The 26,276-nt window shown below is 71.3% G+C and carries 31 protein-coding genes; 15 read left to right on the top strand and 16 right to left on the bottom strand.

Going from position 1 to position 26,276, the window contains the following annotated elements:
• Positions 1-18: 18 nt before the first annotated feature.
• The 3 genes from GA0070215_RS05240 to GA0070215_RS05230 all read left to right on the top strand — a co-directional run bounded on the left by GA0070215_RS05240 (position 19) and on the right by GA0070215_RS05230 (position 2,198).
• Entirely contained in the window at positions 19-1,029 is a 1,011-nt protein-coding gene (locus GA0070215_RS05240) for a permease (RefSeq protein ID WP_231394675.1), read from the top strand.
• Entirely contained in the window at positions 1,026-1,751 is a 726-nt protein-coding gene (locus GA0070215_RS05235; protein WP_167361485.1) for a TIGR03943 family putative permease subunit, read from the top strand. The genes GA0070215_RS05240 and GA0070215_RS05235 overlap by 4 nt, the downstream gene beginning before the upstream one ends.
• Before the next feature lie 144 nt (positions 1,752-1,895).
• Positions 1,896-2,198, top strand: coding sequence for an ArsR/SmtB family transcription factor (locus GA0070215_RS05230; protein WP_167361484.1), 303 nt, complete (start codon positions 1,896-1,898; stop codon positions 2,196-2,198).
• A 158-nt stretch (positions 2,199-2,356) separates the two neighbouring features.
• Here the strand turns inward: GA0070215_RS05230 and GA0070215_RS29480 are convergent, their stop codons facing one another.
• The 5 genes from GA0070215_RS29480 to GA0070215_RS29475 all read right to left on the bottom strand — a co-directional run bounded on the left by GA0070215_RS29480 (position 2,357) and on the right by GA0070215_RS29475 (position 3,885).
• On the bottom strand, positions 2,357-2,491 hold the full coding sequence (locus GA0070215_RS29480) for a hypothetical protein (RefSeq protein WP_279616538.1): 135 nt from the start codon (positions 2,489-2,491) through the stop codon (positions 2,357-2,359).
• A 121-nt stretch (positions 2,492-2,612) separates the two neighbouring features.
• Positions 2,613-2,918, bottom strand: coding sequence for a 30S ribosomal protein S14 (gene rpsN / locus GA0070215_RS05225; protein WP_018783847.1), 306 nt, complete (start codon positions 2,916-2,918; stop codon positions 2,613-2,615).
• The gene (gene rpmG, locus GA0070215_RS05220) at positions 2,918-3,085 is read right to left on the bottom strand and encodes a 50S ribosomal protein L33 (protein ID WP_018783846.1); all 168 of its coding nucleotides are present in this window, start codon (positions 3,083-3,085) and stop codon (positions 2,918-2,920) included. The genes rpsN and rpmG overlap by 1 nt, the downstream gene beginning before the upstream one ends.
• Entirely contained in the window at positions 3,085-3,321 is a 237-nt protein-coding gene (rpmB, locus tag GA0070215_RS05215) for a 50S ribosomal protein L28 (protein WP_018783845.1), read from the bottom strand. The genes rpmG and rpmB overlap by 1 nt, the downstream gene beginning before the upstream one ends.
• Positions 3,322-3,396: 75 nt before the next feature.
• A complete protein-coding gene (locus GA0070215_RS29475) occupies positions 3,397-3,885 on the bottom strand; it encodes a winged helix-turn-helix domain-containing protein (protein ID WP_091042392.1) in 489 nt (162 codons plus the stop codon).
• Between the two features lie 43 nt (positions 3,886-3,928).
• Between GA0070215_RS29475 and GA0070215_RS05205 the strand changes: the two genes are divergently transcribed.
• The 3 genes from GA0070215_RS05205 to GA0070215_RS05195 all read left to right on the top strand — a co-directional run bounded on the left by GA0070215_RS05205 (position 3,929) and on the right by GA0070215_RS05195 (position 6,158).
• Positions 3,929-5,245: a CobW family GTP-binding protein gene (locus tag GA0070215_RS05205; RefSeq protein WP_091042388.1), complete on the top strand. Its 1,317-nt coding sequence runs from the start codon at positions 3,929-3,931 to the stop codon at positions 5,243-5,245.
• Positions 5,242-5,505, top strand: a complete 264-nt coding sequence (locus GA0070215_RS05200) for a type B 50S ribosomal protein L31 (protein ID WP_018783842.1) — start codon at positions 5,242-5,244, stop codon at positions 5,503-5,505. Before GA0070215_RS05205 ends, GA0070215_RS05200 begins: the two co-directional genes overlap by 4 nt.
• A gap of 218 nt (positions 5,506-5,723) precedes the next feature.
• Positions 5,724-6,158 (top strand): Fur family transcriptional regulator, encoded by a 435-nt coding sequence (locus GA0070215_RS05195; protein WP_091042384.1) that lies wholly within the window; start codon positions 5,724-5,726, stop codon positions 6,156-6,158.
• 29 nt (positions 6,159-6,187) lie between these two features.
• Here GA0070215_RS05195 and GA0070215_RS05190 read toward each other — a convergent pair whose 3' ends face one another.
• From GA0070215_RS05190 to aztA, 5 genes are all read right to left on the bottom strand, one after another.
• Positions 6,188-6,595, bottom strand: coding sequence for a Fur family transcriptional regulator (locus GA0070215_RS05190; RefSeq protein WP_018783840.1), 408 nt, complete (start codon positions 6,593-6,595; stop codon positions 6,188-6,190).
• 338 nt (positions 6,596-6,933) lie between these two features.
• Entirely contained in the window at positions 6,934-7,674 is a 741-nt protein-coding gene (locus GA0070215_RS05185) for a class I SAM-dependent methyltransferase (protein ID WP_244166864.1), read from the bottom strand.
• Between the two features lie 2 nt (positions 7,675-7,676).
• A complete protein-coding gene (locus GA0070215_RS05180) occupies positions 7,677-8,909 on the bottom strand; it encodes a GTP-binding protein (RefSeq protein WP_091042378.1) in 1,233 nt (410 codons plus the stop codon).
• Entirely contained in the window at positions 8,906-9,085 is a 180-nt protein-coding gene (gene rpmF, locus GA0070215_RS05175) for a 50S ribosomal protein L32 (protein WP_081635878.1), read from the bottom strand. Before rpmF ends, GA0070215_RS05180 begins: the two co-directional genes overlap by 4 nt.
• Before the next feature lie 96 nt (positions 9,086-9,181).
• Positions 9,182-9,838: a zinc ABC transporter ATP-binding protein AztA gene (gene aztA / locus GA0070215_RS05170; protein WP_231394674.1), complete on the bottom strand. Its 657-nt coding sequence runs from the start codon at positions 9,836-9,838 to the stop codon at positions 9,182-9,184.
• A 51-nt stretch (positions 9,839-9,889) separates the two neighbouring features.
• Between aztA and aztB the strand changes: the two genes are divergently transcribed.
• The 5 genes from aztB to GA0070215_RS05145 all read left to right on the top strand — a co-directional run bounded on the left by aztB (position 9,890) and on the right by GA0070215_RS05145 (position 14,488).
• The gene (gene aztB / locus GA0070215_RS05165) at positions 9,890-10,768 is read left to right on the top strand and encodes a zinc ABC transporter permease AztB (protein WP_018783836.1); all 879 of its coding nucleotides are present in this window, start codon (positions 9,890-9,892) and stop codon (positions 10,766-10,768) included.
• On the top strand, positions 10,765-11,958 hold the full coding sequence (locus tag GA0070215_RS05160) for a YncE family protein (RefSeq protein ID WP_018783835.1): 1,194 nt from the start codon (positions 10,765-10,767) through the stop codon (positions 11,956-11,958). The genes aztB and GA0070215_RS05160 overlap by 4 nt, the downstream gene beginning before the upstream one ends.
• A complete protein-coding gene (aztC, locus tag GA0070215_RS05155) occupies positions 11,955-12,866 on the top strand; it encodes a zinc ABC transporter substrate-binding protein AztC (RefSeq protein WP_091042376.1) in 912 nt (303 codons plus the stop codon). The genes GA0070215_RS05160 and aztC overlap by 4 nt, the downstream gene beginning before the upstream one ends.
• 80 nt (positions 12,867-12,946) lie before the next feature.
• Positions 12,947-14,128 carry a zinc metallochaperone AztD gene (aztD, locus tag GA0070215_RS05150; protein ID WP_026267532.1) on the top strand — a complete coding sequence of 394 codons (1,182 nt, stop codon included), beginning with the start codon at positions 12,947-12,949 and terminating at the stop codon, positions 14,126-14,128.
• Between the two features lie 99 nt (positions 14,129-14,227).
• Complete coding sequence (locus tag GA0070215_RS05145; RefSeq protein ID WP_091042373.1) at positions 14,228-14,488, top strand: hypothetical protein; 261 nt, start codon at positions 14,228-14,230, stop codon at positions 14,486-14,488.
• Positions 14,489-14,517: 29 nt separating this feature from the next.
• Here GA0070215_RS05145 and GA0070215_RS05140 read toward each other — a convergent pair whose 3' ends face one another.
• From GA0070215_RS05140 to GA0070215_RS05130, 3 genes are read right to left on the bottom strand one after another with little or no spacing between them, the layout of a single operon-like run.
• Positions 14,518-15,339, bottom strand: coding sequence for a cation diffusion facilitator family transporter (locus tag GA0070215_RS05140; protein WP_091042875.1), 822 nt, complete (start codon positions 15,337-15,339; stop codon positions 14,518-14,520).
• Positions 15,339-15,668, bottom strand: coding sequence for an ArsR/SmtB family transcription factor (locus GA0070215_RS05135; RefSeq protein WP_091042369.1), 330 nt, complete (start codon positions 15,666-15,668; stop codon positions 15,339-15,341). The genes GA0070215_RS05140 and GA0070215_RS05135 overlap by 1 nt, the downstream gene beginning before the upstream one ends.
• Positions 15,669-15,710: 42 nt before the next feature.
• Positions 15,711-16,979 (bottom strand): MFS transporter, encoded by a 1,269-nt coding sequence (locus GA0070215_RS05130; RefSeq protein ID WP_141708157.1) that lies wholly within the window; start codon positions 16,977-16,979, stop codon positions 15,711-15,713.
• Between the two features lie 144 nt (positions 16,980-17,123).
• On the opposite strand from GA0070215_RS05130, the gene GA0070215_RS05125 reads away from it, so the two are divergent.
• From GA0070215_RS05125 to GA0070215_RS05110, 4 genes are read left to right on the top strand one after another with little or no spacing between them, the layout of a single operon-like run.
• Entirely contained in the window at positions 17,124-18,797 is a 1,674-nt protein-coding gene (locus GA0070215_RS05125; RefSeq protein ID WP_018783828.1) for an ABC transporter family substrate-binding protein, read from the top strand.
• Positions 18,798-18,832: 35 nt separating this feature from the next.
• Positions 18,833-19,828, top strand: a complete 996-nt coding sequence (locus GA0070215_RS05120; RefSeq protein ID WP_091042363.1) for an ABC transporter permease — start codon at positions 18,833-18,835, stop codon at positions 19,826-19,828.
• Positions 19,825-20,622 (top strand): ABC transporter permease, encoded by a 798-nt coding sequence (locus GA0070215_RS05115; RefSeq protein ID WP_091042359.1) that lies wholly within the window; start codon positions 19,825-19,827, stop codon positions 20,620-20,622. Before GA0070215_RS05120 ends, GA0070215_RS05115 begins: the two co-directional genes overlap by 4 nt.
• Positions 20,619-22,535, top strand: coding sequence for a dipeptide ABC transporter ATP-binding protein (locus GA0070215_RS05110; protein ID WP_208600289.1), 1,917 nt, complete (start codon positions 20,619-20,621; stop codon positions 22,533-22,535). Before GA0070215_RS05115 ends, GA0070215_RS05110 begins: the two co-directional genes overlap by 4 nt.
• Before the next feature lie 82 nt (positions 22,536-22,617).
• Here GA0070215_RS05110 and GA0070215_RS05105 read toward each other — a convergent pair whose 3' ends face one another.
• From GA0070215_RS05105 to GA0070215_RS05095, 3 genes are read right to left on the bottom strand one after another with little or no spacing between them, the layout of a single operon-like run.
• Positions 22,618-23,823 (bottom strand): ATP-grasp domain-containing protein, encoded by a 1,206-nt coding sequence (locus GA0070215_RS05105; RefSeq protein ID WP_091042356.1) that lies wholly within the window; start codon positions 23,821-23,823, stop codon positions 22,618-22,620.
• Positions 23,820-25,058: an ATP-grasp domain-containing protein gene (locus tag GA0070215_RS05100; RefSeq protein ID WP_244166863.1), complete on the bottom strand. Its 1,239-nt coding sequence runs from the start codon at positions 25,056-25,058 to the stop codon at positions 23,820-23,822. The genes GA0070215_RS05105 and GA0070215_RS05100 overlap by 4 nt, the downstream gene beginning before the upstream one ends.
• On the bottom strand, positions 25,055-26,269 hold the full coding sequence (locus GA0070215_RS05095) for an aminotransferase class V-fold PLP-dependent enzyme (RefSeq protein ID WP_231394672.1): 1,215 nt from the start codon (positions 26,267-26,269) through the stop codon (positions 25,055-25,057). Before GA0070215_RS05095 ends, GA0070215_RS05100 begins: the two co-directional genes overlap by 4 nt.
• Positions 26,270-26,276 lie beyond the last annotated feature (7 nt).

Below are 26,276 nucleotides of genomic sequence, written 5' to 3'. Positions count from 1 at the left end.
ACCGATCCTGCCGCGCCCGTGCGGCCCGAACCGCCGGCTCCCGCCGCGCCGGCCGCCGAACCCCCGACGTCCGACCGCGAGCGGTGGGTCGGCTCCACCGAGGTTCTGTGCTTCCTGCTCATTCTCGTCGGCGTGCTGCACCGGCAGATCGCGGCGCTGGTCACCGATCCGCGGCTGCAGACCTGGCTGACCGTCTTCGTGTCGGTGATGGTGCAGGCGGTGCCGTTCCTCGTCTTCGGCGTGGCGCTCTCCGCCGTCATCGCGGTGTTCGTGCCCCGCTCGTTCTGGGCGCGGGCCCTGCCCCGCCATCCCGCGCTCGCGGTTCCGGTGGCGGGCATGGCCGGAGTGGTGCTGCCCGGCTGCGAGTGCGGGTCGGTGCCGATCGCGGGGTCGCTGATCCGTCGTGGTGTCACCCCCGCCGCCGCGCTGGCGTTCCTGCTCGCCGCGCCGGCGATCAACCCGATCGTGCTCACCGCCACCGCCGTCGCGTTTCCCCGCAACCCGGAGATGGTCGCCGCCCGCGGCGGCGCCAGCCTCCTGGTCGCCCTGCTGATGGGCTGGCTGTGGCTGCGGCTGGGCCGCGCCGACCTGATCCGCCTGCCGCACCGCGCCCACCTCGACGGGCTACCCCGGATGGCCGCGTTCTGGACGGCCTGCCGGCACGACGTGGTCCACGCGGGCGGATTCCTGGTCGTCGGCGCCATGGCGGCGGCGACGATCAACGTGGTCGTACCGCAGCCGTTCCTGCACGACCTCGCGGCCCGGCCGGTGCTGTCGGTCCTCGCCCTCGCCGCCCTCGCGGTGTTGCTGTCCATCTGCTCCGAGGCAGACGCGTTCGTAGCCGCCTCGCTGTCCCAGTTCTCCCTGACCGCCCGGCTGGCCTTCCTCGTGGTCGGTCCGATGGTCGACCTCAAGCTGATATCCATGCAGGCCGGGGTCTTCGGTAGGCGGTTCGCCGTCCGGTTCGCCCCGGCCACCTTCGTCCTCGCCGTGCTCGTCGCGGCCGGACTCGGGACGGTGATCTGGTGAGTCGCGGAACGCAGGCGGTGGTGCTGGTCTTCCTCGGCGGCGCGATCCTGCGCGCCAGCCTCACCGACCTCTACCTGCGCTACGTCAAGCAGGGACTGCGTCCGTTCCTCATCGCCGCCGGTCTGCTGCTGGTCATCACCGCGCTGGTGGCGCTCGTGCAGGAGGTGCGTCATCTGAACCGGCCCGAGGGTCAGCCGGACGACGACGACGGCCACGGACACGGCCGTTCCGGTCCCGCCGTCGGTTGGCTGCTGCTGCTTCCGGCGCTCGCGCTGGTCTTCGTCGTGCCGCCGGCGCTCGGCGCCGACACCGTGACCCGCGCCGGTTCCGCCCTGACCGACGACCGGGACATCGCCTTCCCGCCCCTGCCGCCCGGCGACCCGGCCGAGTTGTCCCTTCTCGAGTACGGCTACCGGGCCGTCTACGACCACGGCCGTACGCTGCAGGGCCGCCGCGTCCAGTTGACCGGCTTCCTCGCGCCCGGCCCGGACGATGAGCCGATGCTCGCCCGCATCATGCTGTCCTGCTGCGCCGCCGACGGCATTCCCGTCAAGGTCGGCCTGCGCGGCGACATGCCCGAAGGGCCTGCCAACACCTGGGTACGCACCACCGGGCGGTGGATCCCGCACACCGCCAAGGATCCCATCAACGATGCCGACCTCCCCTACTTCCACGTGGAGACCTGGGAAAAGATCCCCGCACCCGCCGATCCGTACGAGTAGCCGGGGAGATTGCACGAGTGCAGATATCAACATGTGACAGCTAGACGACGCTATTGCACATGACTACCGTTGCGTTCACTTCCAGGAGCGCAAGGAGCGGTCGAGCATGCGCAGAGTTCCGCGCCATTCCGTTCCGGCGGTGTCGTGACCCCCGGCCACGGCCCCGGCACCGGCACCGGCACCGTCGAGGAGATCAGCGACCTCCTGCGCACGATCGCCCATCCGACCCGGCTTCGCATCCTGCAGTGCCTCAGGGACGGCGATGCCTGCGTCACGGAGCTGAGCGCCATGCTGGACGTTCCCATGCCCTACGTGTCCCATCAGTTGCGGCTGCTCCGCAACGCCCACCTCGTGCGCCGTTACCGCGGCGGCGGCCGCATGTACTACGCCCTCACCGGCATGCCGGCCGTCACTGTCGTACTGGAGATCCTCAGGTTCTGCCCCTGACGGCGCTGAGGAGGCCGCACCCGCCGGGCGCCGGTGCGCCGAGTCCCGTCGGCGGCCGGCGCGGAGCCGGGTGGGCAGGCTCCGCGCCGGCCGCGATCACCGTTCGGTGGCGCCCCTACCTCAGGGAAGGGTCGAACCGGTGACGGACCTCAGGCGGGTCAGGGCAGCACCTCGAACGTGAAGGTCTTCGGGCCCGAAGTGATGGTGCTTCCGGTGGCGGCGGTGGGCGACGGTGCCGCGCCGGTGACCACCACGGCCCCGACGATCAGGGCCGCGAAACCGCGAGCCCTCAATGTCGCATTCATACCTCCCCTTTCCACGCCGCGCGCGTCCGCGCGCGGTGGTACATGTCGCCCGGTGCGGGCGGCAGCCGGCGCGGGGCGGTGGCCCGCACCCGACCGGTGACGGCGACCGTCACCAGGACGCCTTGCGGACCCCTGGCAGCTCGCCGCGCAGGGCCAACTCCCGGAACCGGACCCGGGACAACCCGAAGCGGGTCAACACGCCTCGCGGACGGCCGTCGATCTGGTCCCGGGAGCGCAGCCGGACCGGGCTGGAGTCGCGCGGGAGCCGGCCGAGCGAGCGGACCGCGTCAGCGCGTACGGCCGGGTCGGTGTCCGGGTGGGCGATCAGCCGCTTCAGCTCCGCCCGGCGGTCGGCATGCCGGGCGACCAGGTCCTCCCGGCGGGCCTGACGGTTGCTCAGGCTCTTCTTCGCCATCAGCGGGCCTCACGGAACTCGACGTGCCGGCGCACGACCGGGTCGTACTTGCGCAGCACCAGGCGGTCGGGGTCGTTGCGGCGGTTCTTGCGGGTGACGTACGTGTAGCCGGTACCGGCGGTGCTGCGCAGCCGCACGATCGGACGGACGTCGGTCTGCTTGGCCATCAGAGCTTCACTCCCCGGGCGCGCATCTCGGCAACGACCTTCTCGATGCCCTTACGGTCAACCGTCTTCAGCGCCTTCGCCGTCAGGGTGAGGCTGACCCACCGTCGTTCCGACGGCAGCCAGTAACGGTGGCTCTGCAGGTTCGGGTTCCACCGGCGACGGGTGCGCCGGTGCGAATGGGAAACGGCGTTGCCGAAGCTCGGCTCCGCCCCGGTGACGTCACAGCGTCGGGACACGACTCAACTCCTCTTGGTTCAAACGAACGGTAACGACAACGGTTTTCGTTTCTACATCAGCCGATCGGACACCGTTCAGCCGGGGTCGTCCACCACCTCGACCGACATGGCGGATCCGAGCCGGTAGCCGACGCCGCGGACGGTGGCGATCACCGGCAGGTCGGCGCCGAGCTTGACCCGCAGGCGCCGCACGTGGACGTCGACGCTCCGATTGCCGGTGAAGGGGTGTCCCCACACGCGATCGAGCAACTGGTCCCGGGTGAACACCCGGCGGGGATGGTCGGCGAGGTGCCGGATCAGATCGAACTCGCGCCGGGTGAGCGGGATCTCGCGGCCGTCGCAGTAGACCGTCCGCGCGTGCGGGACGACCCGCAGCAGGTGCCTGTCCCGCTCGGCAGAAGGCTCCACCCCGCTCCCGACCTGGCGGGCGGCGATGCGACGCACCAGCCGGAGCAGGCGGGTCGCGTCGGTGTCAGGAGGCCCCGTCGAGCCCCCCAGCCGGATGGTGACCACCACGGCACCGTCGTCCTCCATCGAAACCCCCACCCGCTGGTCGGCCATCATGTGCCTATAATGACAACCGTTTTCAGTTTGTGTCGAGAGGATTGTGATGTCGACGTCACCGCTCGCACCCGCCGAGCCCGGCGCTACGACGGCCGACACCCGCCCGTCGTTGACGGTGCTCAGCGGCTTCTGGCCATCCGCGACGTACGCGGTCGCCCGCACGCTGCTGGCAGCGGACCCGGCGCTGGTGCTGGTGCGCCACGATCTCGCCGACCTGGCCGCCGGCACCGTGCACCGCATCGTGCGCGACGCTGCCGGCGTGCTCGAGGACGAGCGGATCACCCTGGCGCACGGATGTGTCTCCTGCACGCTGCGGGAGGACGTGCTGCCCACCCTCGCCCGGCTGGCCCGCGCCCAGCCGCACCGCGACCTGCTGCTGATGCTGCCCGAGGTGGTCGAACCGGAGGCGGTCGCCGCCGTCTGCGCGCACTGCCTCGTCGACGGCGCCCCGATCACCGACCTGATCCGGGTCGACTCCTACGTCACAGTGGTCGACGCCGAGCACCTACTCGACGGCCTGGCCAGCACGGACGACCTGACCGCCCTCGGCATCGCGGCCGCCGACAACGACAACCGGGCGCTGGCCGACGTCGTGGTCCGGCAGATCGAGTTCGCCGACACGCTCGTCCTGTGGGGCGAGTCCCGCGAGGGCGCCTACGACACCAGTCGTCTGTCGGTGCTGCTGCAACGCATGGCACCGTGGGCGGCGCAGGTCCGCGTCGACGGTGACCTCGTCGATGCCGCCACGCTGACCCGGCACCTTCGCCACACCCACCGGCACCGGCCGGAGACCCCGGGCATCCTGAACCGCGGCCTGCAGGGCTACACCCTCGGCGCGCACGAGCCGGAGTCCGACTGCGGAGTCGTCTCCGCCGTCTTCCGTGCCCGCCGGCCGTTCCACCCGCAGCGCCTGCACGACGTCCTCGAAGAGGTCAACGCCGAGATGGTCCGCTCGCGCGGGTACCTCTGGCTGGCCAGCCAGCCCGACACCGTGGTCGCCTGGGAGTTCGCCGGTGGCGGCCTGGCCATGGGTTCCCTCGGATACTGGCTGGTGAGCCTGCCGGAGCAGCACTGGGAGCACGTCGAGGACCAGCGTCGCCTCGCCGCCGCCCTCGACTGGGATCCCTACTACGGCGACCGGCACCAGCACCTGGTCTTCATCGGCCTCGACACCGACCCCGTCGACCTGCACCGCACCCTCGCCGGGTGCCTGCTCACCGACGCCGAACTCGCCGACGGTGAGGAGATCTGGCGCACCTACCCCGACCCGTTCGCCGGCTGCTTCCCCCTCGGGACGGAGGAGCCGGCCGACACCGACACCGACACCGACACCGACACCCAAGGAGAGAACCCCGCATGAAGCCCGGCATCCACCCCGAGTACCGCCCGGTCGTCTTCCGAGACAAGGGCGCCGACTTCGCTTTCCTCACCCGCTCCACCGCCACCGGCGACCAGACGATCGAATGGACCGACGGGAACACCTACCCCGTCATCGACGTCCAGATCTCGTCGGCCAGCCATCCCTTCTGGACCGGCAAACAGCGCCTGCTCGACACCGAGGGCCGGGTCGAGAAGTTCCGCGCCAAGTACGCCCGTCGCGGACCGCAACAACCCCGATGACCGCGCGCGCCGGCTGGACGGCGCGTACGGCCCGCCCGTCGACGCCGCCACGGCCGACCGGCCCTGGTACCCCGCGAGCTGGTCGCCGCCGGCGACCGGCTCGCGGTCGCCGGCGGCCGTGGCGGCGCCGGCATGATCCGCGCCCTGGCAGGCACGTGACGTGTGGCCGGGTCGTCGAGGCGCGAGGCGTCCACGTCGGCCGGCGTAGGTGACCGGCCATGAGCGAGACCACACCTGCCGCCGACACGCCGCTGCGGGCAAGCGGCGTACGCACCACCTGGCAACGGCAGGCCATCCTCGCCGCGCTGACCGGCCGGACCCATCCGATGACCGCGCAGGCCGTGCACTCGGCGTTGACCGGGGCCGGTCACCGGATCGGCCTCAGCACCGTGTACCGCGCACTGCACCGGCTCGCCGAGGTCGGGTTGCTGCACACCTTCGACGTAGGTGGGGAACGCGCCTATCGTCGCTGCCCGGACACCCCGCACCAACACCTGCTCTGCGACGACTGCGGCCTGGTCACCGAGTGCCCGCCGCATCTGGTGGAGACGTGGCTCCGCGAGCTACGGGCGGCCACCGGCTTCACCCCGCACGCCGACCGGATCGACCTGCACGGGCACTGCGCCACCTGCACCACGACCCCGGCAACCTGATCCTGGCACCGGCTTCAACGAGCCGGCAGTCACCGGGTGGCGCACTCGGCGCAGGTGCCCATGATCTCCAGGGTGTGGTTGACGTCGGTGAACCCGTGCTGGCTGGCGGTGCGGCGGGCCCACGCCTCGACAGCCGGTCCGGTGATCTCGACGGTGCGACCGCAGTGCCGGCACACCAGGTGGTGGTGGTGGGTACGGCTGCACCGCCGGAACAGTTGCTCTCCGGTGGGCAGGCGCAGGATGTCCACCTCACCCGCGTCGGCAAGTGCCTGCAACGTGCGGTAGACGGTGGTGAGGCCCACCACCGCTCCCCCTTCACGGAGTTCCGCGTGCAGTCGTTGTGCGCTGCGGAACTCGTCCGAGCGGCTGAGCAGCTCGACCACCTTCGCCCGCTGTCGGGTGTTGCGGACGGCACCGGGGATCGGATTCGTTGTCATCGACTGTCACCTTTTTCTGCTCCGTCCGGGGCCGGCACTCGGAGCACCGCGACGGTGATGCCGACCGACAGCTCGACGGTGCCGCGTTGTCCCGACCGGCCCGATAAGCGCCGGTCGCCCGCCTGCCGCCGGGGCGGTGAGCAGGAGCAGCGCGGGTGCCCGATGGCAGGCACCGAGGCAGCCCGCCCGGATCAGGACCGCGTACCGGCTGGCCCGCACCGCTTCGCGAAGGGCACCGACGTCTTTCGCCGGGTCCTCCGGAACGCCCTGTCTCCCCCGCTGGCGAAGCGCACGGCGGCGATGACCGTCGCCGTAGACGCCGGTGACCGCGCTGGTACTCATCGGATGTCCCCGGAACGGCGGAAGGAGACCAGGACATGATCAGCTCGCTGGTGGAGCACCGTCGCGTCGGCGAAGCCGGCTCGACGGGCGGCATCCCGGTGCCAGTGGACCGGCGCGATGAACTCGGCGCAGGCGAGGCCGGTCAGGACGGCTGCCCGCTGGCGAAGCAGCGGCGCCATCGCCGGTTCGCCGCCGAGCATGGACCACCACGCCGCCCAGGGGTCGGCGCCTCCGCCTGCCGGCGGGGCCGGTACCACGGACGCAGCGTCCCGCATCGCGTCACCGACGAGAAGTAGCCCGCCCGGTCGCAGCAGTTGCCGGGCCTCGGCGTACCAGTCGCGCACCCGGTCTGCGGTCAGGTAGTGCACGGTCATCAGCGCCAGCACGACGTCGTACGGGCCACCGGCGGACGCCAGCCACTGCTCGGTGGCGATGTCGGCCCGCACGGTCGACACGTGCGGCATCGCGGTGCCGGTCAACGCCAGCAGGGCCGGGTCGACGTCGAGCACGGTGACGTGGGCGCCGGGCCACCGCCGCAGCATCGCCTCGGCGGTGGTACCGGGCCCACCACCGACATCGAGCACCCGCTCCGGTGAGCGGCCGAGCGTCTGTTCCACCGCAGCGAGGCCGGCGGAGAGGAACTCGTCCCGGCCCGGTTGGTAGAACCGCATCACCGTTTCCCAGTCCCGCCGCCACCGGGCCACGGCAGCGGGAGCGGGAGCAAGCATCATCGACATGATCAGACCCGGACCGGCTCGACGTGGTCGTGGTGGTCCAGGTCGCCCAGGTCCCACTCGGGGAACGGGTCGGGAAGGGACCGCCATCCGAGCTCCCCGGCGGCGACCTCCGCGTCGGTGAGCAGACAGGCGGTCAGTGCCGCCCGGAGTCCGTCGCCGTCGAGGCCGACGCCGATGAGGGCCAGTTCCTGCTGGCGATCACCGAACACCGGATGCCAGCGGGACTCCAGCTCCGCCCGCTCGACGGGATCCTCCGGCCACTCCCCCGACACCGCCACGGGCACCCCGGCCGGATCGCACCGACCGGACGGCCCGGCCTGGGACCAGAGCGCCACCACGTCCGGGCGGCTGGCCAGCCACAGGAACCCCTTCGACCGCACCACACCGAAGGCATCCAGGCCGCTGGCAAGCAGCTCCCACAGGCGCTGAGGGTGAAACGGCCGGTGGTCGCGGAACACGATGCTGGAGATGCCGTACTCCTCGGTCTCCGGCACGTGCTCACCGTTGAGCTCGGCCACCCAGCCGGGCGCGGTCTCCGCCCGATCCAGGTCGAACCGGCCGGTATTCATGATCGCCGCCGGTGACACCCGACCGCGCACGGCACGGACCTGCCGGGCGGCCGGGTTGAGCCGGGTCAACAGCGCCTCCACCACCGTCAGGTTTTCCGGGGACACCAGATCGATCTTGTTCACCACCAGCACGTCGGCGAACTCGATCTGGTCGACCAGCAGGTCGGCGACGCTGCGATCGTCCCCCTCGTACGCGGCCAGGCCGCGCGCCTCCAGCGTCTCTCCCGCCTCGATCCGGGCCAGCAGGCCCGCCGCGTCGACCACAGTGACAGTGGTGTCCAGTCGGGCGAGGTCGTCCAGGATCTGCCCGCCCTCCACCCCGAAGGCGAACGTGGCGGCCACCGGCATCGGCTCGGAGATCCCGCTGGACTCGATCAGCAGATAGTCGAACCGGCCCAACCGCGCCAGCCGGGCCACCTCGTCGAGCAGGTCGTCGCGCAGCGTGCAGCAGATGCACCCGTTGGTCAGCTCGACCAGCCGCTCCTCCGTACGCGACAACGCCCCGCCGTCGCGGACCAGCGCGGCGTCGATGTTCACCTCGCTCATGTCGTTGACGATCACCGCCACCCGCAACCCGTCCCGATTGGCGAGCACATGGTTGAGCAGGCTCGTCTTGCCCGCGCCGAGGAACCCCGACAGCACGGTCACCGGCAACCGGCCCGTCACGGCTGATCCACCACCTGACGCCCCTTGTACAGGCCGCAGTGCGTACAGGCCCGGTGCGGCACCACCATCTCCCTGCGCGGACAGGGGCAGGGAGTCAACTGCGGCACGCTCGCCTTCCACTGCGAGCGCCGGTGCCGGGTGTTCGACCGCGACATCTTCCGCTTCGGTACGGCCATGAGATCTCCTTCTTCCACCGGTCAGACTCGACACTACCGGTACCGGTTTTCGTTTTCTGACACGCGGTGGGGTGTGGCGCGAAGCGGTTCCGACGATCACGGTCCGTGGTGGACCGCGGCGTCGCCGACGGAGTGGCCCAGCGCACCCGTGAGTCGCACCGTGCGGTCGGCGAGGGTGGCGTCGGCGGCGTCGTGGCTGGCGAAGACGACCGCCGCGCCGGCACGGACCCGCTCGGCGAGCAGGTCGTGGACGTGTCGCCGGCTCGTCGCGTCGAGAGCGACAGTGGGCTCGTCCAGCACGTAGACGTCGGCGGCCTGGACCAGGGTCTGGGCGATGAGGGCGCGCTGACGCTGCCCGCCGGACAGTTCCCGCAGTCGCCGCCGGGCAAGGTGGGCGAGGTCGAGTCGCTCCATGATCACGGTCACGGCGGCGCGGTCGTCGCGGTTCAGGCGTCGGCGCGGCCGGAACCGGCCGATCCGCACGCACTCGGCTACGGTCAGCGGGAGCGCGTCGATGTCGCCGGTTCGCTGCGGGAGCAGGGCCAGCCGGCAGCCGGCCCGCCGCCGGACGCTGCCCTCGGCCGGCTGCTCGACACCGGCCAGCAGGTGCAGCAGCGTGCTCTTGCCGGAGCCGTTCGCGCCGGTCACGGCGACCGTGGAGGCCGCTTCCACGCGCAGGTTCACGTCCCGCAGGACCGGAACTCCGGCGTACCGGAAGGCCACGTTCTCGACGGCCAGGACCTCGGTGCCCACCACTCCCCCTAAATGGTATCGATTATCAGTTGCACTATAGTCGCTCCGGTGATGGCGTCGCTGCTCGAACCGTTCACCGTGTCCTTCGTCGTCCGCTCGCTCATCGGTGGCGTCCTGCTGGCCGCCGCGTGCGCCCTGGTCGGCGTGTGGGTGATCGCCCGCGGCATGACCTTCCTCGGCGAGGCGATGAGCCACGGCATGCTGCCCGGTGTCGCCATCGCGTCGATCTTCGGCGGCAACCTCGTCGTCGGGGCCGCCGCGAGCGCGTTCGCCATGGCGGTCGGCGTCAACGCCCTGCGGCACAGCCGCGAGTTCGGGCGCGACACCAGCATCGGGCTGCTGTTCGTGGGGATGCTCTCGGTCGGGGTGATCGTCGTCTCGCACTCGCGGTCCTTCGCGACCGACCTGACCGCGTTCCTGTTCGGCGACGTGCTGGCCATCCGGTGGCCCGACCTGCTGCTGCTCGCCGGCGCGGTCGCCGTGATCGCGGTGACCTCCGCCGTCTGCTACCGGCCGTTCCTGGCACTCACCTTCGACCCGCGCAAGGCCCGGACCCTCGGTCTGCGCCCCGAGATCGCCAACGCCGTGATGCTGGCCCTGCTCACCATCACGATGGCGGTCGCCTTCAGCGTCGTCGGCACCCTGCTCGCCTTCGGCATGCTGATCGCGCCCTCGGCGGCGGCGATGCTCGTCGCGCGGCGGCTCCCGGCGGTGATGCTCACCAGCTTCGGCATCGGCTCGGCCGCGACCGTGGCCGGCCTGTGGCTCTCGTGGCACGCGGCGACCGCCGCCGGCGCCACCATCGCGGCCGTCGCGGTCCTGCTGTTCTTCGTGATTCTCGGCGTGCGCCGGGTCACGACCGCGGTGCGACGCCGTCGGTCGCCGGCCCGCACGCCCGCCCCCCACCCGGTACCGGAAGGAAGTTTGTGATCATCGGCACCACCAGACGGTTCTTCGGCGTGGCCGCCCTGGGCCTCGCGCTCGCGATCCCCGCGTGCGGCTCGCCGAGACAACAACCGCAAGACGTCGAGGAGACGCCACACGGCTACGTGGAAGGCGCCGAGGAACTGGCCGAGCCGCAGTCGGCCATCGCGTACGCGACCCGCGGCGCGCAGCACTTGCGCCTGCACGACCTGAGCACCGGATCGGAGAAGGACGTCGGCCTGTCGGTCGCCGCCGAGCGGCTCACCGAGGACGGGCGCTTCGTCTACGTCGACGACGGTGACCGCGCTCTGGAGATCGTCGACGCCGGCGTGTGGACCGTCGACCACACCGACCATGTCCACTACTACCGGGCACCGTCCCGGTCCGTCGGAACCCTGTCGCTGGCCGCCCCGGTCCGGACGGTCGCCGGCTTCGAGGCCCACACCACGGTCGGCACCGCCGACGGCAAGGTGACGGTTCTCGACCGACGCGAACTCGAGGCCGGCCGGGTCGCCGAGCTGGCCTCGATCGACTCGAACAGCTCCACGCCGCTGGCCGTGCCGTACGCGGAGCAACTCCTCGTCGCCATGGGCGACGACCCGCAACGACCGGCCGACCGGATCGTCGCCACGGACGCGAAGGGCCAGCCGACCGGCGCCTTCGAGGCGCCCTGCGCGGCGCCCCGCGGGTGGGCCGTCCTGCGTGGCGGCGCGGTGATCGCGTGTGAGGACAGCATCGTCCGGATCAAGCAGGAGGGCGACAAGCTGACCGCCAGGGTGCTTGCCTCCCCGCGCACACCGGTCCCGCCGGGCGGGTTCGGCTACCGGCCGCGCAGCAACGAGGCCGCGGTGGCGGACCGCACCGGCATCTGGTCGGTGAACGCCGCCAAGGCCACCCTGCGGTACGTGCCGGCCACCGGCCGCGACCTGGTGGCCGCCGCGTCACCGGCGGACGGCAGCACGGTGCTCGCCCTCGACGCCTCCGACACGCTGATCAGCTACGACCTCGGGACCGGCAAGGTCCTCGCCCAGAAGCCGCTGCGTGCCACCGGCCTGACGCTGGACGCCGACCGCGCCTACCTGGCCGATCCGGAGGGCCAGGTCATCCACGAGATCGACTACCGCGACGGGCTGCGCACCGCCCGTACGCTGAAGGTCGCCGAGCGACCGGATCTCGTCCTGGAGGTCGGCCGATGAGGGCACGGAAGCTCTTCGCGACGCTCGCCGTCGGCGCCCTGCTGACCGGCGGCGCGGCCTGCACCTCGGCCGACGAGTCGCGCATCGTGGTCACCACGAACATCCTCGGCGACGTCGTCACCGAGATCGTCGGCGGCGAGGCCGAGGTCAGCGTGCTGATGAAGCCGAACGCCGACCCGCACTCGTTCGCCATCTCGGCCCGGGAGGCGTACACCATGCAGACGGCCGACCTGGTCGTCTACAACGGGCTGGGGCTGGAAGAGGGCGTCCTGCACCACGTCGAGGCGGCGAAGTCCGAGAAGGTCCCGACCGTCGAGGTGGGGACCAGGATCGACCCGATGGAGTACGGGGACGGCGACGCCGCCGGTCTGCCGGATCCGCACTTCTGGACGGATCCGACCCGAATGGTCACCGTGGTACGGCTGCTCGCCGGTGAGATCATCGAGCACGTCGACGGGGTGGACGCCCGCGCGGTGCGGGAGCGCGCGGACGCGTACGCGAAAAAGGTCGGCGAGCTGGACGCGGACCTCGCGCGGCGGTTCGCCGCCATCCCGTCCGAGCGCCGGGTCCTGGTCACCAACCACCATGTGTTCGGCTACCTCGCCGACCGCTACGACTTCCGGGTCATCGGCGCGATCATCCCGAGCGGCACGACGCTCGCGTCGCCGAGTGCGTCGGATCTCGCCTCGCTGGTCACCGCCATCCGGACCCACCGGGTGCCGGCGATCTTCGTCGACACCTCACAGCCGGCCAAGCTGGCCGAGGTCCTCGTCTCCGAAGCCGGCGTCAGTGTCAAGGTGATCGCCCTGTACTCGGAGTCGCTCAGTGAAGCCGACGGCGGCGCCCCGAGCTACCTGGGCATGATGCGCTTCAACACCGAGGCGATCATCGGCGGCCTGTCAGGTTGAGACACCCCGGCGTCGGGCCGGGAGGCACCCCTGTAGTGTGAGTGAAAATGATTGTCAGTTTCAGTTTGAGGGAGCAGTTCGTGAGGCATCGTAAAGTCAGCAGCGCAGCCGCCCTGGTGGCGGCCACGCTGGCGCTCACCGCGTGCGCGTCCGATTCGGACGAGGCGACCACACCGGCGGCCGAAACATCCGCCGCGGCCGCGGTGCAGGAGCCGGTGGCGATCACCTACGACGGCGGCATCTACGTGCTCGACGGCGAAGCGCTGAAGGTGGCGCACGACGTCACCCTGCCCGGCTTCAACCGGATCAACCCGGCCGGCAACGACACGGGTGTGTTCGTCTCCACCGAGTCCGGGTTCCAGGTCCTCGACGCGACCGCCGGCAAGATGACCGACATCAGCTACCCGGGCGCCAAGCCCGGCCACGTCGTGCTGCACGGCGACCGCACGGTCCTGTTCACCGACGGCACCGGCGAGGTGCACAGCTTCGACCCGAAGAAGCTCACCGACGGCAAGCCCGAGGGACGCACCTACAAGACCGCCCAGCCGCACCACGGCGTAGCCGTGGAACTCGCCGACGGCACCATGGTGGTGACCCTCGGCACGGATGAGTCCCGCCCGGGAGCGATCGCGCTGGACAAGGACGGCAAGGAGATCGCCCGCAGCGAGGAGTGCCCCGGCGTCCACGGCGAGGCGGTCGCCCAGGGCGAGGTCGTGGGGCTCGGCTGCAAGGACGGCGTGCTGCTGTTCAAGAACGGCGCCTTCGTGAAGGTCAAGAGCGCTGGTGCGTACGGCGCCGTCGCCACCCAGGTCGGCACCGAGCAGTCTCCGGTGCTGCTCGGCGACTACAAGGTCGACCCGGACGCGGAGCGTGAGTTCCCCGAGCAGTTCGCGCTCATCGACACGGCAGCCCAGAAGCTCCAGGTCGTGCCGATGCCCAAGGGTGTCAGCTACAGCTTCCGCTCGATGGCCCGCGGCCCGCAGGGCGAGGGCCTGATCCTCGGCACCGACGGCAAGCTGCACGTGGTCGACCCCGCCACTGGCAAGCTGACCGCCTCGTGGCCGGTCGTCGGCGCCTGGAAGGAGCCGATGGACTGGCAGGAGCCACGCCCGGCCCTCTTCGTCCGCGGTGACGACGCCTACGTCACCGAGCCCGCCACCAAGAAGGTGCACCGGCTCGACCTCACCACCGGCAAGGTCGCCGGTTCGGTGACCCTCGACGCGGTCCCCAACGAGATCAGCGGCACGATGTCGGAGCACTGACATCCCGGTCACCGGCGGTGAAGGCGAACCTCGTCTTCACCGCCGGTGGCGTTTGTCTTCCTGCCGACGGCGATAACCTTCCGCTGCTGCCGGAGATGATTGTTACCCAGCCGCACGACCCCCGGCCGGGCCGCGGTCCGGTCCGGTCAACGCGGCGCGGCCCAGCCGGACGGCCCGGGCGCCCTCCGGTGGCAGATGCGCTACCGGGTGCTCGACGACTCCGATCGGCTGGTACGTGAGGTCACGGCCGCGTACCGGTGGTTCCTCGTGTCGCCGGAGGCGATCGTCGCCGAACTCACGGCCGCCGGGTTCGACGCGACCCCCGGCCCGATGGACATCGTGCGGGCGGAGGTCCGGTGAGCCCGGATCGACACGTCCCGGTCTCCCGATCAGTGGCGATGCGCGCGGGAGTGCGGCTCCCCCGGTGAGGACCCGAGGCAGTTCTCGTCGGCACCCGACCCGATCGTCCGCCGGAAGGTCATGTCGACTCCGCCGACGCAGCAGGAACTGCCCGGATGGCAGCCGCAGCCGTCCGCCGTGCCGGCAGGGTCGGCCACCGTGTCTACGACCTGGCAGCAAGTGTCGCCCCGCCAGGCGTCCCGGCCCTCCTTGACAGCGACACCGGCGATGACCAGCGCGACGACCGGGTCGGCCCAGGACCAGCCGAACAGGCTGTTCAGCGCCAGACCGACGAGCAGGACGGCAGACAGATAGGTGCAGAGCAGGGTCTGCCGGGAGTCGGCCACCGCGGACCGGGAGCCGAGTTCCCGGCCGGCACGGCGTTGTGCCGTGGACAGCACCGGCATGACCAGCACCGACAGCCCGGCCAGCACCAGGCCGACGGCGGAATGCTCGGCGTCGGCGCCGCCGAACAGCGACCGGACCGCCTCGACGGTGACGTAGCCGGCGAGGGCGAAGAAGGAGATCGCAATCACGCGCAGCGCCACCCTCTCCCGGGACTGCGGGTCAGGGCCGGCGAACTGCCAGGCCACCGCGGCCGCCGACGCCACCTCGATGAAGGAGTCCAGGCCGAATCCGATCAGCGCGGTCGACGATGCGACCGTGCCGGCGGCGATCGCCACGATCCCCTCGATGACGTTGTAGATGATGGTCGCGGCGACCAGCAGCCGCACCCGGCGGGTGAGAACCGCGCGCCGCCCGGCCGACGGCACGGCGGGCCGAGGCCGGGGCCGGCTCAACGGCAGGCCCATCAGCAGCAGCCGTCCGCGACCGGGGCGGCGCACGCGGCGGGATCCACGGCGAGAACCAGGCCGAGCAGATCACCGAGGGCATGGGCGAGTCGACCGTCGGTCAGCTCGTAGCGGGTACGTCGGCCCTCCGGCACCGCCACCACCAGGCCACAGCCACGCAGGCACGTCAGATGGTTGGACAGGTTCTGCCGGCTGGTGCCGAGAAGGTCGGCCAGGTCCGCCGGATAGCCGGGGCCGTCACGCAGGGCGAGCAGCAGCCGGGCACGCAACGGATCGGACAGGGCATGGCCGAACCGGGCGAGAACCTGCCCGTGGGTCAACGTCTTCATGCGGCGACAGTACACGGCTTCCTGTATTCAGGAAAGCATGTACTACCGGGTGGCGGCAGAAGGCATCTCACGTAGCTGCGGGATACGGGACAGCAGGATCGGCAACGCGGCCACCAGGAAACCCACCGCGGCCACCCACAGCCCCGTGCGCAGCCCGAGCCACCCGCCGACGAAGCCACCGACGAGCGCTCCGGTGGTGCCGATGCCCCACATGAGTGTGCGCATCCCGGCCGTCATACGACCGAGCAGCTCCCGGGGGGTGACCGCCTGCCGCAGGCTCGAACCAGCCACGTTGGCCACCGTCAGCCCCGCGCGCATCAGGAAGAAACCGGCGGTCACGACCACCACGGCCAGCACCGGGGGCCCCGCGACCAGCGGGATGAGCAGCGGGCCGCCGTAGCCGACCACGACCGCCGCCACGTAGACGCGCCCGAACCGGTACCGGCCGACCAGGCGGGCCGCGAGGGCCGCGCCGAGCACACCGCCGATCGCGCTCACCGCGAGGATCCCGCCGATGGTGCCCGCGGCCATGTTCAGGTCACGCACGGCGTAGATGACGAACAACGCCTCCACGAACATGTAGCAGAAGTTGAATGCCGCGCCCGCGACCGCCAGTACCCGCAGGTAGGGCTGGCGCACGATGAAGCCGATGCCCTCGGCGATCTCCCTACCGAGGTGCCGCTTCGCCGACGGGGTGACCTCCTCGGGCGTCCGGATGGTCAGCAGGGAGAACACCGACACCAGGTACGAGCCGGCGTTCACCGCCAGCGCGTAGGGAGCGGTAAGTACCTGGACCAGCAGGCCGCCGAGTCCGGGACCGGCGAACTCGGCCGCCGACGAGCTGGCGCTGACCCGCCCGTTCGCGGCTACCAGATGCTCCTTCTCGACGAGCACCGGCACGTAGGAGAGCCAGCAGACCTCGAACAGCACCGTGCACACGCCGATCGCGAGCACGACCGCTGCCAGGATCGGCATGCTCAGCGCGTCCGCGAACGCCAGGACCGGGACGAGGCCGACCAGGACGGCGCGGGCCAGGTTCGCCAGGATCATCAGGGGCCGCTTGGCGTTGCGATCGACGAGGACGCCGAACGGCAGCGCCAGGAACAGGAATGGCAGGAATGCGAGCGAGCGGAGCAGTCCCAACTCCTCCGGACGGACATTCAACACGATCACGGCGGTCAGCGGAAGCGCGAGGTTGGTGACCTGGACCCCGAACAGGGAGACCGTCTCTCCGAACCAGAACCGGGAGAAGTCCCGGTTGTGTCGCAACGGCTTCGCACTGACGTCGGCCGCCTCGTCGATGTCGGTCATCGTCACCTCTCGTTTTCTGGTCTCGCCGTAGTATCACGATCGTCGAAGCCCGGGGCGTCGCCACTATTATTGAACATGGTTGTGATTTGCAGTACCGTCACGGCGACTGAACTTTCTGCACCCATGAAGGGGATCGCTCCGGCCATGCGGTTATCACGCAAGACGGCGGCGGCGCTGCTGCTCACCGTCGCCCTCGGCACGTCCGCCTGCTCCACCGACCACAAGGCGCAGCAGGCGTCGCCGGGCACCCCGGCGTCCGGCCAGGACATCAACCGTCAGGACCGCGCGAACCTACGCGACGGAGGCGACCTGCGGTTGCCGATCGACTCGCTGCCGACCAACTACAACCCCAAGCAGGTAAACGGCGCCCGCGTTGTGACCTACCAGTTCGCTGACGCGATCCTGCCCAGCGCGTTCCTCGACACCGCCGACGGCGTCCCGGCGGTGAACAAGACCTTCTTCGACTCGATCGAGATGATCTCCACCCAGCCTCAGAAGATCCGCTACAAGATCCGTGAGGAGGCGGTCTGGAGCAACGGCCGGCCGTTGTCCTGGGAGGACCTTCGCGGCCACTGGAACGCGCTGCGCGGCGCCGACAAGGGCTTCGAGATCAGCAACAGCATCGGCTACCAGGACGTGGCGAACGTGGAGCGCGGAGCCTCCGACCGGGAGGCCGTGCTCACCTTCGCCAAGCCGTTCGCCGACTGGCAGGGCCTGTTCCGGCCGCTGGTCCCGACCGAGGTGACCGCCACCCCCGAGGCGTTCAACAAGGCGTGGCTCAACCGGCCGGAGGTCACCTCCGGCCCGTTCGAGATCGCCGACGTCGACACCGTCGGCAAGGTTGTCACCCTGCGCCGCAACGAGAAGTTCTGGGGCACCAGGCCCGCCCTCGACCGGGTGATCTTCCGGGTACTCGCCCCCGCCGCCCGTGCCGACGAACTCGCAAACAACGGCCTCGACCTGTACCCGATCGGCGGCGACATCGACCTGCTCACCCGCGCCAAGGGCATCTCGGGCGTGCAGATCAGGAAGGCGTCCGAGCGGCGCGCGGGTCAGCTCACCTTCAACGGCGCCGACGGCGCACTCCTGTCGGACACCGCCCTGCGGGTCGCCATCGCTCAGGCCGTCAACCCGCAGGAGGTGACCGACATCGTCGTGGGTCCGATCGTGCCCGGAGCGAAGGCCGTCGGCAACCACATCGTCCCGCAGGGTCACGCCGCCTACAGGGACAACTCGAAGGAACTGCCGTTCGACCCCGAAGCCGCGCGCACCGCGCTCGACGCCCAGGGCTGGAAACTCAACGGGGCCGTGCGCACCAGGGACGGCAAGCCGCTGAGCCTGCGCCTCGTCGTGCAGGCCACCCCGACCGGCAAGGCGGTCTCCGGCGTCATCGGCAAGCAGCTCGCCGCCGTCGGAGTCGAGGTCGAGGTCGAATCGGTGCCGACCGAACGGTTCCAGGAGGCCTACCTGCTCCCGGGCAACTTCGACCTGATCGCGTTCGAATGGACGAAGTCGCCGTACCCGATCTCGCACGACCGGCCCGTGTTCCAGGTGCCGGTCGACGGCAAGGCGGGCAACAACTTCGGTCGCGTCGTCATCCCCGGTATTCAGGAGCTGTACGACAAGGCCATCGCCGAGTTCGACCAGGCCAAGAGTGCGGCCCTGATCGACGAGATCGACAAATTGGCCTGGAAGCACGCACACCACCTGCCGCTGTACCCGGAATCGGGCGCCTACGCCGTGCGCGGCACCGTCGCCAACTACGGCGCACGTGGCCTCGGCGGCTACGGCTTCGCCAACGCGGGCTTCATGAAGTGACAACGCTCGGCGCGGGCCGACGACGTGGCGCAGCGTTGTCGGCCTCCGCCGTCCGCGCCGTCGGCCGGCTCCTCGCCCGGCTGGCGGCCCGGCTCGGCGTCTGTCTGGCCGCAGTGCTGCTCACCTACACGCTCGCGGCGCTCAGCTTCGACCCCCTCGCGGAACTGCGCACCACCCAACCGCCGACGCCGCAGTCCGTCATCGACGCACGGGCCACGGCCCTCGGCCTGGACCTGCCGGTGCTGCCCCGGTTCGGGCAGTGGCTGGCCGGCGCCGTGACCGGGGACTTCGGCACCACCGCCGACGGACACGACATCGCCGGCGAGGTGTCCGCTCGCGCCGGCACCAGCATCCGGCTGTTCCTGCCCGGCGGCGTGCTGGCGGTGCTGTTCGGCTGCGGGTTCGGCATCTGGGGCGCGCTGCGCGCCGGCAGCGCCGCCGACAAGCTGTCGATGGCCACCGCCCTGCTGTTGCTGGCGATCCCGGTATTCGTGCTGGGCACCGTCCTGAAGCTCCTGTGGCTGCCGGTCAACGAGGCCGCCGGCACCGACCTGCTGCCGTTCAGCGGTGAACGGACCCCCGGCTCCGACCTCGCCGGCTGGGCCGCGCTCGGCGACCGGCTGCGGCACCTGGTCCTGCCGACGATCGCCATCGCCCTCCCGCAGATCGCGTTCTACAGCCGCTATCAGCGGGCCGCGATGCTGGAGGTACGCGACAGCGAGTTCCTGCGCGCGGCCCGGGGGCGGGGCCTGCGGCGGGGCCGCGCCGTCCGCCGCCACGGCCTGCGGATGGCGCTGATCCCGATGGCCCCGCTGGTGGCGTTCAGTTTCGGCCTGCACCTCGCCGGAGGCGTGTTCACCGAACGCATCTTCGGCTGGCACGGCCTCGGCGACTGGCTGGTCACAGCGATCGAACGCCAGGACGCGAACGTCGTCGCCACGGCCACCCTGCTGATGGCCGTCCTCGTGGTGATGGTCGGCTGGCTGGCCGACCTGGCGCTGCTACTTCTCGACCCACGGACCCGCACGTGAACGTTCACCGCCCGATCGCGCTGACCGGCGCCGGGCTGCTGGCGCTGCTGGTGCTCGCGGCATCCGTAGGCCCGCTGCTGCTGCCCTTCACCCACACCGACCAGGATCTGCGCAACGTGCTCGCCGCCCCGTCGGGCGCACACCCACTGGGCACCGCCCGGCTCGGCGAGGACATGCTCGCACTGTGCCTGCGCGGACTCCAGAAGTCCCTGGTGATCGGGCTGCTGGCAGCGGTACTCACCACCGCCCTCTCGGCACTGGTCGGCACGGTCGCGGGTTACCTCGGCGGCGTCGCCGACCGCGTCCTCATGATGGTCGTCGACGTGCTCCTGGTGCTGCCGCCGATCCTCGCCGTCGCGGTGCTCTCACCGGCCCTGCGCGGTTCCTCGTGGCTGGTGCTGGTGCTACTGATCGCGACGTTCCAGTGGATGGTGACCTCGCGGGTGGTCCGCGCCCGCGCCCGGAGCCTACGGGTCGCCGGCTACGTCGTGGCCGCCGAGAACACCGGCGCCTCCACCACCCGGATCGTCACCCGGCACCTGCTGCCACAGATGGTGCCGCTGCTGGCGATCGACTGCACCCTGAACGTCGCCTCCGCCGTCCTCGCCGAGGCCGGACTCAGCTACTTCGGATTCGGGGTGCAACCGCCGGACGTTTCGCTCGGCACCCTGGTCGCGACCGGCACCGGCTCCGCGCTGACGTTTCCGTGGGTCTTTCTCGCTCCGGTCGGCTTCCTCACCGCCACCGTACTCGCGGCGGCGATGCTCGGCGAAGGGCTGCGGGACGACGCATGATGCTCGACATCCGTGATCTCACGGTCTCCTACCGCACCCGCACCGGGCCGGTGCCGGCCGTGCGGAACCTGACCTTGACCGTCGCCGCCGGTGAGGCGGTCGCCCTGGTCGGCGAATCGGGCTCCGGGAAGTCGGCGACGGCGTTCGCGGTCATGGGTCTGCTTCCCGACACCGCCCGAGTGGAGGGATCGGTGCGCCTCGCCGACCGCGAACTGCTCGGCCTGTCCGACCGTGAGCTGTCCGCTGTCCGTGGCCGGCAGGTCGCCATGGTCCATCAGGACCCGCTCGCCGCACTGACACCGGTGATCCCGGTGGGCCGCCAGGTCGCCGAGGCGATCGCCGTCCACCAACCGGGCCTGCGCCGGCGGGACGCCACTGAAAGGGCCGTGGAACTGCTCGACCGGGTCGGCATCGCGGCGGCGCGGCGGCGGGCCGGGGCACTGCCGCACGAGTTCTCCGGCGGGATGCGGCAGCGGGTCGCCATCGCCATGGCCATCGCCAACGACCCCGACCTGATCATCGCGGACGAGCCGACGAGCGCGCTGGACACGACCGTGCAGGCGCAGATCCTCGACCTGCTCGACGACGTGCGGGCACGGACCGGAGCCGCACTGCTGCTGATCACCCACGACCTCGGGGTGGTGGCCCGATCGTGCGACCGGATAGCTGTGCTGCGCCGGGGGGAACTGGTCGAGCAGGGGCCGGTCACGAAGCGGTTCCGCCGACCGGCCAGCGCCCACCTACGCGACCTGCTGACGGCGTCGGGCGCCGAGCCGCCCACCGCCGTCGCGCAGGTGACGGCCGCCGGCGCCGGGCCACTCGCTGCCGCGGTGCGGGCGACCGCATCAGACGTCGGGCCGACCGCGTCCGAGGTCGAGCAGGCCGAGCCCGGTGCCGGGGCGGCGCTGCGGATCACCGGACTGCGCCGGCACTTCCCCGTCCGGCGCGGGGCCGTCGTCCGTGCCGTCGACGGCGTCGACCTCACGGTGGACACCGGCGAGGCGGTCGCCCTCATCGGCGAATCCGGCTGCGGGAAGACCACCGTCCTGCGTGAGATCATCGCCCTGCGCCGGCCCCAGGAAGGAACCATCGCGCTGTTCGGCGCCGACGTCTCCGGGCTGCGCCGACGGGACCGGACCGCGCTGCGCGGACAGGTGCAGATGGTGATGCAGGACCCCGCCTCGTCGTTGAACCCCACGATGTCCGTCGCCGACGTTGTCGCCGAACCGCTGCGGGTGCACGGATGGTCACGGCCGGACAGCCGTTCCCGCGCCCGGGAGGTGCTCGGCCTCGTCGGACTGTCGGACGAACACGCCGGACGCCGCCCTGGGCAGCTCTCCGGCGGACAACGGCAAAGGGTCGCCATCGCCCGCGCATTGGCCCCCGGCCCCCGCCTGGTGCTGCTGGACGAGCCGGTGTCGGCACTGGACACGTCACTGCGGGTCGGCATCATGGATCTGCTCGCCGACCTGCGGGAACGTTTCGGACTGGCATTCCTGATGACCTCGCACGACCTGACGCTGCTGCGGCGCACAGTCGACCGGGTGACGGTCATGTACGCCGGTCGCGTGGTGGAGACCGGCCCGGCCGCCGACGTGCTGTACGCCCCGGCGCACCCGTACACCCGGGCGCTCGTCGCCGCCACACCGGTCGCCGATGTGGCGGCGGCACGAGCCGGACGCGGGTCCGCCCCCGCCGGGGAGCCGCCCGACCCGCTCGACCGCACCGATGGATGCGCCTTCCGGCGGCGCTGCCCGCTGCACCGGGAGCTGTCCGCGCCGGATCGGGCGAGGTGTGGACAGGTACCGCTGCTCGCCCCGGTCGACCGCCGTCAGGTCGCGTGCCATCACACGGACCATGCGCTCGGCGGGCTCGGCACGCACCCGGCCGTTGAGGGTCACCCCGCCCGGTAGGTCCGGCACAACAGGAGGCACCGTCGCGATTCCCGGCATGGCGACGGAGCGCCCCCTGGCGGTCACAGATCCCGAGCGGGGATCACATCGCCGCGGTCACTGTCGATCCCGTGATGCGGTAGTCGGCGGCAACCTTCGACACCGCCGCCGACACCGCCGCCGTACTGTCCCCCCGGAACCGGAACCGGCCCCCGACGTGCTCGAAGTAAGCGTCGGCGTCCGGCAGGACCACGCCCGGCTCGAGCACCACCTCCGCGTACAGCTCGGGCACCGACCCCATCATCGGGGTGGACGCCTCGATCCGGCACGGCCGCTGCGCCGGGGCGGGCACGAGCAGAAACCCGCCGACCGGCCCGTCCGCCGTCGGGGCCGGCATGTCCGGCCTACGCCCCAGGGCGAGGTCGAAGGCGGCGTGGTTCAGGTCGTAACCGCGCAGTTCCCGCCACATGAACGGGATTTCCGCGCCGCCGGTCCGGGCACCGACCTCCAGGAACCGCAGCCGGCCTCCCTCGTCGAACAGCTCCAGATGGAACACCACCGGATCGGTGGAGAGCGCCCGCAGCACCCGTCCGGTGAAGTCCTCCACCCGTCGCCGGAAGCCGGCGTCATCGACTTCCACCGAGCCGAGCGCGATTCCCGACCGGAACTCCAGGCAGGTGCGCAGATAGCGGGACACCGTGCACGCCGCGACCGCGGCGCCGTCGAAGACCCCGTCGACGTGGTACAGCACACCAGGACTGAACACCTGGACCATCGACCCGGCCACCTCCCGGGGCACGTCGGCGGGCCGGTCCAGCACCCGCACCCCCGCGGCAGAACTGCCGTCGCGCGGCTTGAGCACCACCGGATAGCCGTGCGTCGTGGCGAAGTCGTGCACGTCCCCCGCACTGTCGACCGCCGCGAACGCGGGAACGTCGACCCCGGCCGCCGCGACCGCCCGGCACATCACCACCTTGTCGCGGAACCGGCGCGTGTCGTCCACCGTCGGCCCCGGACAGCCCCACTCCGTCCGCAGGTGCGCGGCGACGAGCAGGTCGTCCTCCTTCAGCGCGACGACGCCGACCGGCGGGCCGTGCCGACCGGCGAGTCCGCGTACCGCACCGGAGACCGTGGAGAGGTCGTCGGTGGCGGGCACCACGACGACCTCCCGTGCGTGCGCCGGCACCGCGTCGGCCCCGACGTCGGTGCTGACGTAGGTGACCGCGTGGGCGGTGTGATCCAGGTAGGCGGCGTAGTCAGCGTACCCGGCCCGCCACCGGTGCAGGACCACGACGTGCGGGGGCGTCATGCCCGGAGCCGGTAGAAACCGACACCGTCGAGGTAGTTGACGGCGCGGAAGTCGTCGGCGACCACCTGGGCGACCGGATGCGCCAGGCCCACCATCAGCGGTTCGGTCGTGTCGTCGACGGTGCGCGGCAGATGTTCGCCCGGCTGCACCCCCAGGTGCTCCCTGTGGAAGCTGGGCAACGCCCGCACCTGGTCCAGCAGCGGGTAGTCCTCCAGGATGCCCTCGACCGGCGAGGTCAGATACGCCATCACCACGTGCTGCTCGACCCGGTGCGGCTCTTGGTGGCGGTTCGCGAACAGAACCGGATCCAGGTACGCCTGCACGGTCCACTCCAGTTGTGACTCACCACCGGCAAGGGTGGCGTAGTAGGCGGCGCCGCCGCCGCAGAGCCGGATGCCGGCCTCGACCAGGCACGGTCCGTCGCTGGTGACCATGATCTCCAGGTGGGCGGGTCCGTGCCGCACCCCGAGTGCGTCGAGTACGCCGCCCGCGTACCGCACCACCTCCGGCACGTCGTCGACGGGGGTGGAGAACACCCCGGCGTGCCGGTCGACGACGCCGTTGACGGTCATCTTGGCGTACTGCCAGATGTCAGTGACCCGGTGCAGGCCGTTCGCGCTGACGGTGTTGACGGCGTACTCGGTGCCGACGAGGTACTCCTGGGCGACGACCGTCTCGTTGCACTCGGCGAAGACGTTCGTGCTGCCGAGGATCGCGTGGAAGGCTGCCGACGACGCGTCCGGGGTGTCGCAGAAGGTGACCCCGTCGTTGCCGGCGCTGCGGACCGGCTTCACCACGACTCGGCCGCCGACTTCGGCGTGCCAGGCACGCAGTTTCGCCTCGTCGGTGACCACGAGTTGCCGGGTGGCCCGCAGGCCCGCGGCGCGAACGGTCTCGTTCTGGACAGCCTTGTCACGTCGCGCGGCGCTGTGGGCGGTGCCGTTGGTCGGCAGCCCCAGCGCCTCGGAGAGCTGATCGGCGAGTTCGACGCCGGTCTCCCCGCCGGTGATCACCAGATCGGGGCGGTGCGCGGCGAGCGCGTCCCGGGTCGCGGCGAAGTCCCCGGTGTGCACGATGTTGGCGGAGAACATCGTCAGGTCCGGATGCCGCCGGTACGCCGGCGGCGGCAGGACGGTGCTCTGCACCCGCACGACGGTCGCCCCGGCGCTCTGGAACGCCTGCGCCAGCGGCACGGTGGGCGCGTACACGTCGACCATCGCTACGATCTTGTTCAAGATCCCATCCTTTCGCAACGCTCGACCACCGCGAGCACCCGGTCGATCTCGTCCGGGGTGTTGTAGACGTGCACGCTCACCCGCACCGCCAGGTCGTCGGTGTCGCGACCGGCCTGGCAGTGGCTGTCCGCCCGGACCATCAGCCCCTCGTCGGCGAGCACGAACCCGAGATCGTCGGAGCGCACCGCCGCGTGCCGGAACGTCACGATCCCGTCCCGCCGCTGCACGTCCGAGTCGGCGGTGAGGCTGTTCTGACAGCCGAGCACCCGCACACCGGGGAGCCGGCTCAGCCCGTCGGTGAGCCGTACGCACAACGCGGTCGTCCAGGCGTGGATGTCGGCGAGGCCGGCCCGGTCGAGCCAGTCGAACGCGGCAGCCATGCTGACGATCCCGGCCGTGTTCGGGGTGCCGGCCCAGCCGCGGCGCGCGAAGCGCGGGCCGCGCCGGTTGCGGGCCCACACCACGCCCGTTCCGGGCAGCGCGAGCATCTTGTGGCCGGAGAAAACCACGAAGTCCACGTCGAGGTCGGCGACCGACACCGGCCGGTGGCCGACGCTCTGCGCCGCGTCCAGGCAGATCGGCACGTCCGGGCCGACGACCTCGCGGATGCGGTGTACGTTCATGTCGGCGCCGAAGACGTGGTGTACATGCGTTGTGGCGACGAACCGGGTCCGTCCGGTGACCACCGACGGCAGCGCCCGGTGGTCGTAGTCGCCCGAGGCCGGGTCGACCGGCATCGGGCGCACGGTCACCCCGACGCCGGTGCGGGCGAGGCGGTCACGCAGGTCCAGCCACGGGCGCAGGTTCGACTGGTGATCACCGAACGGGACGATGATCTCGTCGCCGTCGGTCAGTTGTCCGGCGAGCCAGTCGTCCGCGACGGCCCGCAGGCCGTCACTCGTGCCGCTTGTGAAGTCGACAGTGGACCCGTCGCCGGTGTCACCGAGCGCACGCCGGATCCGGTCCCGGCACGCCTCGATCCGTGCGGTGGTGCGGGTCGCCCACGGGTGGGATCCCCGCCCCACGTTGGCGTTGCCGGTCGTCAGGAACTCATGCACGGCGTCGAGAACGGCGGCCGGTTTCTGCGTGGTGGCCGCGCTGTCCAGGTACGCCAGACCCGGACTGCGTTCGAAGATGGGGAACTCCGCGCGCAGACCGTCCTGCCATGACGCGAGCCGGTCGAGCACCCCGCCGTGGATCGTCGTCGTCACGGCCGGC

This window comes from Micromonospora marina, from assembly GCF_900091565.1.
Taxonomy (GTDB): domain Bacteria; phylum Actinomycetota; class Actinomycetes; order Mycobacteriales; family Micromonosporaceae; genus Micromonospora; species Micromonospora marina.
The sequence above is the reverse complement of the archived record's forward strand: the minus strand, read 5'-3'. Positions and strand labels throughout refer to the sequence as shown.